Annotated in this window: 7 protein-coding genes; 6 read left to right on the top strand and 1 reads right to left on the bottom strand. The window is 67.6% G+C overall.

Annotated elements, in window-relative coordinates:
* The 6 genes from ABSF49_RS19945 to ABSF49_RS19920 all read left to right on the top strand — a co-directional run.
* Positions 1–401: CGNR zinc finger domain-containing protein (locus ABSF49_RS19945; protein WP_424114382.1), on the top strand; the 401-nt coding region annotated here is incomplete at its 5' end.
* Entirely contained in the window at positions 398–1705 is a 1308-nt protein-coding gene (locus tag ABSF49_RS19940; protein ID WP_424114381.1) for a branched-chain amino acid ABC transporter permease, read from the top strand. The genes ABSF49_RS19945 and ABSF49_RS19940, both read left to right, overlap by 4 nt.
* A gap of 84 nt (positions 1706–1789) precedes the next feature.
* Entirely contained in the window at positions 1790–2203 is a 414-nt protein-coding gene (locus ABSF49_RS19935; protein WP_424114380.1) for an RDD family protein, read from the top strand.
* A 95-nt stretch (positions 2204–2298) separates the two neighbouring features.
* The gene (locus tag ABSF49_RS19930) at positions 2299–3027 is read left to right on the top strand and encodes an arginyltransferase (RefSeq protein ID WP_424114379.1); all 729 of its coding nucleotides are present in this window, start codon (positions 2299–2301) and stop codon (positions 3025–3027) included.
* A 173-nt stretch (positions 3028–3200) separates the two neighbouring features.
* Positions 3201–3662: a hypothetical protein gene (locus ABSF49_RS19925; protein WP_424114378.1), complete on the top strand. Its 462-nt coding sequence runs from the start codon at positions 3201–3203 to the stop codon at positions 3660–3662.
* Positions 3659–4408 carry a zeta toxin family protein gene (locus ABSF49_RS19920; protein WP_424114377.1) on the top strand — a complete coding sequence of 250 codons (750 nt, stop codon included), beginning with the start codon at positions 3659–3661 and terminating at the stop codon, positions 4406–4408. The genes ABSF49_RS19925 and ABSF49_RS19920 overlap by 4 nt, the downstream gene beginning before the upstream one ends.
* Positions 4409–4453: 45 nt before the next feature.
* Here ABSF49_RS19920 and ABSF49_RS19915 read toward each other — a convergent pair.
* Positions 4454–4984, bottom strand: a 531-nt coding sequence (locus ABSF49_RS19915; RefSeq protein ID WP_424114376.1) for an L-serine ammonia-lyase, iron-sulfur-dependent, subunit alpha, incomplete at its 5' end; no start/stop codon positions are given.

Raw genomic sequence — 4984 nt, 5'->3', positions numbered from 1 at the left:
CGCTGCTCGCCGAAGCGCGCCGCCTGCGCGACGACGTTCACGCCGTCGCCGCCGCGATCGCGCATCGCGCCGACCCGCCGCCCGCCGCGCTCGACGACCTTGCGACGCTGCATGCGCGCTGGCTCGCCGCCGCGCGGCTCGCCCCTGACGGCCTGCGCCACGCCTGGCGCTGGCGCCTCGCCGACGCGCCGCTCGCCGCAGCGCTGGGGCCGGTCGCGCTCGCCGCCGTATCACTGGTCGCCGAGCGTGATCCGGTGCGGATCAAGGAATGCGGCGGCGTCGCCTGCGGCTGGCTGTTCTACGACGAGACCAAGAACAACCGCCGCCGCTGGTGCGAGATGGAAGTCTGCGGCAACCGCGCCAAGCAGCGCCGTCGCGCGGCGCGGGGACGCGACGCGTGAGGCGGCGCTTCGCCGTCCTGCTCGCCGCTTTGGCGCTCGCCGGCTGCTCGCGGCTGGTCGAGACCGACCAGGCCCGCCTGTGTCGGATGGCGCTGCCAGCCCTCTCCCCGCCCGACTCGACCATCGAGGTCGTCGGCCAGCACGAATTTCCCGACGGGCGCGGCTTGCGCGTGGTCTATCAACTCGAGCCCCCCTCCCCGGCGTTGACCCATTTCGCCGACTGCCGCTTCCGCCAGCCGGGACGGCCGCTGCGATCCGATGAACTGACCACCTTGGCGATCGACGGCCGGCCGCTCAGCGACGTCAACCTCTATTTCCTCGTGCGCTTCTGGCTGGCGACGCCGGAAGCGCGCGACGCGGACCCGGCGCCGCTCGGCGACGTCGCCGATCTGCCGCGCCTGCCGCGCTCCGCCGCCTACGCGTTGCAGCAGGCGCTCAACGGCCTGCCGCTGGCGGCGATCTATGCTCTGCTCGCCGCCGCCTATTCGCTGGTCTACGGCCTCGTCGGCCGCATCAACCTCGCCTTTGGCGACTTCGCCGCCGCCGGCGGCTACGCGGCGGCGCTCGGCGCTCTCCTCGCCGTCGGCCAGACGCCGGCGACGATCCTCGCCGCCGCGTTGACGCTCGGCGGCGCGGCGGCGGCGATGTGGGGGATCGCGACCAGCCGCTGGGTCTTCTATCCGCTGCGCGGCGCCACAGGCCAACAGGCGCTGGTGGCGAGCGTCGGCCTGGCGATGGCGATCGACGAGTTTCTGCGTCTCGCGCAGGGCAATCGGCCGGTCTGGGTGAGCCCGATGCTCAACGCGCCGTTCGGCGTCGCGCGCGCCGGCGACTTCGTCGTCACGTCCGCCCTCGACGCGCTGCTTTCCGGCGGCTTCGCGCTCCTCGCCGGCCTGACGCTGCTTGCGGCGATGCGCTTCACCCGCTTTGGTCGCCGCTGGCGCGCCTATTCCGACGATCCGCTCGCCGCCCAGCTCTTCGGCGTCAGCCCGCGCGCCATCCTTGCCCAGACCTTCGCGCTGGCCGGCGCGTTCGCCGGCCTCTCCGGCTTCGTGATGACGATCTACTACGGCTCGGTCGGCTACGCCGCCGCGACCGGGCTCGGCCTCAAGGCGCTGGTCGCCGCCATTCTCGGCGGCGTCGGTTCGATCCCCGGCGCCCTCCTCGGCGGCTTTCTGGTCGGCGCCTTCGAGGCCGCTTGGCAGGCCTGCTTCTCGGTCGACTATCGCGACGTCGCCGTCTTCAGCCTGCTGGCGATCACGCTGGCGCTGAAGCCCGGCGGGCTCTTCGGCGTTCGGTCTTGACTCGCGCCCCCCGCCCCCCACATCCCCGCTGATCGGCCGCTCTGGCCGAGGGAGGCAAACTTGGCTCACACCGCGAGCGCAACCATGCTCAGCTCTGATCCGCTCGCCGGCGTGCGCACCCGCCGCATCGTCGCGCTGGCGCTCGATCTCGTCCTGGTCTCGATTCTCGCGACCGTGATCTGGATCGCGTTGCTGATTCTGACCCTCGGCCTGTCGCTGTTTCTGTTGCCGCCGCTCTATCCGCTGATCGCATTCTTCTACAACGGTCTCACGGTTTCCGGGCGGAAGATGGCGACCCCCGGCATGCGCGCGCTTGGGCTGGAGATGCGCATGCACGAGGACGGCGCGCGCGTGCCGTTCATCAACGCCGCCGCCCACGCGCTGTTTTTTTACCTAAGCTGGTTCTTTCCGCCGATCTTCCTCGTTTCGCTGGTCGACCCCGAGAAACGCTGCCTGCACGACATGCTCGCCGGCGTAACCGTCGTGCGACGCGTGTGAAATTGGGTCCGGAAAAGTTTGACCGGCGTATTCCTCTTCGGCGCGATCCGTTCTAGCCTTGCCGCGTCGTGCGACGCTTTGAGGAGGGCGACAGCGTGACTCGCGAGATGCGGGACGCCCCCCAGTTCTATCTCACCGCCCCTTCGCCCTGCCCCTATCTGCCGGGGGCGCAGGAGCGGAAGGTGTTCACCCATCTCGTCGGCCGACGCGCCGTGGGCTTGAACGACGCGCTGACCCAGACCGGCTTCCGTCGCTCGCAGACGATCGCCTACCGGCCGGCCTGCGAGAACTGCCGCGCCTGCGTCTCGGTCAGGGTCCTGGTCGCCGACTTCCGTCCCAGCGCCAGCCAGCAGCGGGTGCTGCGCGCCAATGCCGACATCGTCGGCGACGCAGCGCCCAACAAACCGTCGGGCGAGCAATACGCGCTGTTCCGCCGTTACCTCGACTCGCGCCATCCCGACGGCGGCATGGCCGACATGTCGATGCTCGACTATTCGATGATGATCGAAGACAGCCACATCGACACGTCGCTGACCGAATACCGCTGCGGTAGTCCGGCGGGACGCCTGGTCGGCGCGTGCCTCACCGACCGGCTCGCCGACGGCCTGTCGCTCGTCTACTCCTTCTACGCGCCCGACGAAGCCAAGCGTTCGCTCGGCGCATTCATGATTCTCGACGCCATCGCCCGGGCGCGTCAGCTCGACCTGCCGCACGTCTATCTCGGCTACTGGATCGAAGGCTCGCGCAAGATGGCCTACAAGGCCGCCTACCTGCCGCAGGAGCGGCTCGGGCTGAACGGCTGGGTGAGAGTCGAGCGGGAGTGAGGTCGCCGAAAGACGGATTGGGACGCACGTCCTACGCCGTCGCTCTCATGGCGATGGCTCCGAAGTGAGAATTGCAGCAGCTGCAATCTTGATTGCACGTGGGCAAGTGTTATCCTCTCTCTATGGCGAACAAATCAAGCGACGTCTCAAAAGGGCGCTCCGCCCGCGCGGACATGAAAATCGCCGCCACGCCTCGCCAGGCGCGTCCGGGATTGGCCCAAGGCCGGTCGAGCGAGGTTCGCAAGACGACGAACGAAGGCGAATCAGTGACGATGGTCAGGAGTAAGGCGGGAGCCATCAAGAGAATCGCTTCTCATGGAAAGATTGAGGCCGCGCGTCCGAGAGCCCACATAGACTCGTCACATGGCAAGACTTACGTAATGCGTTTTGGATCGGTCACGATTAAGGGCCGTGCTCCGGCCGCTGCAACAGTCAAGCATAATATCGCGTTGGGCCAAGCCGCGCTGAAGCGCGGACTGATGGCGTTCGTCAAGCCGGGGGTGAAGCTGCCTCGCAGCAAAGGCATTCCGAAATATCGCGCCGATCCCAACGACCCCTCGATCCTCATCCGCGAACTGAATGGGCGTGACGAGCGCGGCACGCTGGCGGCTGGGGAATTCAAAATCGCCAAATGATCAATCTCGCGGCCGCGGTGGACCGCACCTTGCGAACTCAGGCGGCGTCTGGAAAACCGCTGGGCGTTGTCCTGGCCGGCCACAACGGCTCCGGCAAGTCGACGATGTGGCAGAAACATCTTTCGCCGCGAATTCGAATTCCGCTCGTCAACGCCGATCGCATGATGCTTTCGCTGCTGCCTGAGCGCGACCGCCGCGGCCATTTGCCGCCTTGGGCGAGTGAGCTGCGCGACACTGACGAAAGTTGGATGCGCGTAGCCCAAAAGGGCGTCGAGGCCTTTGTCGCGCAGGCCATGTTGAACAAAGTGCCGTTCGCCATGGAGACCGTCTTCTCTTACTGGATTGAGCGGGCGGACGGCACGGTCGCATCGAAAATTGAACTCATCGAGCAGATGCAGGCAGCGGGCTACTTCGTGCTGCTCGCCTTCGTCGGCCTGACGAACTCAGCGCTATCGATCGCGCGCGTGCAAACGCGCGTCGCCTTGGGCGGACACAATGTTCCTCTGGAGAAACTGCTCGCGCGGTTCGAGCGCACGCAGCAAGCCATAAGCGCCGCCTCTCGCGTCGCCGACGCGAGTGGGCTCGTGGACAACAGCCTCGACGAGAAACGCGCCTTCTCGGTCTGCCGCATTCAGCTGCGCGACGAGGAGGTTTTCGATGTGCGACGAACCGAGGCGCCGCCGCCAACCGCAATTCTGGCATGGTTGAATCTCGTCTGCCCGCTGAGCGCCAGTGGCGAAAGCTGAAAGGCCGCTCGTTTCTGATCGCGCCCAGAGTTGGCAAGCGCCCGTTCAGCACTCAATGAAGTTCACCGCCAGCCCGCCGAGCGAAGTCTCCTTGTATTTCGACTGCATGTCGGCGCCGGTCTGACGCATCGTCGCGATCACGCTGTCGAGGGACACCTTGTGGCGGCCGTCGCCGCGTAACGCCAGCGAAGCGGCGGCGATCGCCTTGATCGCGCCGAAGGCGTTGCGCTCGATGCAGGGAATCTGCACCAGCCCGCCGATCGGGTCGCAGGTCATGCCGAGGTGGTGCTCCATCGCGATCTCGGCGGCGTTCTCGATCTGCGCGTTGGCCCCGCCGAGCGCGGCGCACAGACCCGCCGCCGCCATCGACGAGGCGACGCCGACTTCGCCCTGGCAGCCGACTTCGGCGCCGGAGATCGACGCGTTGAGTTTGAACAGCGCGCCGATCGCCGCCGCCGTCAGCAGCATGACGCGCAATCCCTCCGGCGTCGCGCCGGCGCAGTGGTCGCGATAATAGCGCAGCACGGCAGGCATCACGCCCGCGGCGCCGTTGGTCGGCGCGGTGACGACGCGACC

Source organism: Roseiarcus sp. (genome assembly GCF_049514155.1).
GTDB lineage: Bacteria > Pseudomonadota > Alphaproteobacteria > Rhizobiales > Beijerinckiaceae > Roseiarcus.
Note: the sequence above shows the minus strand (reverse complement) of the source record. Positions and strands in the feature narration are given on the sequence as shown.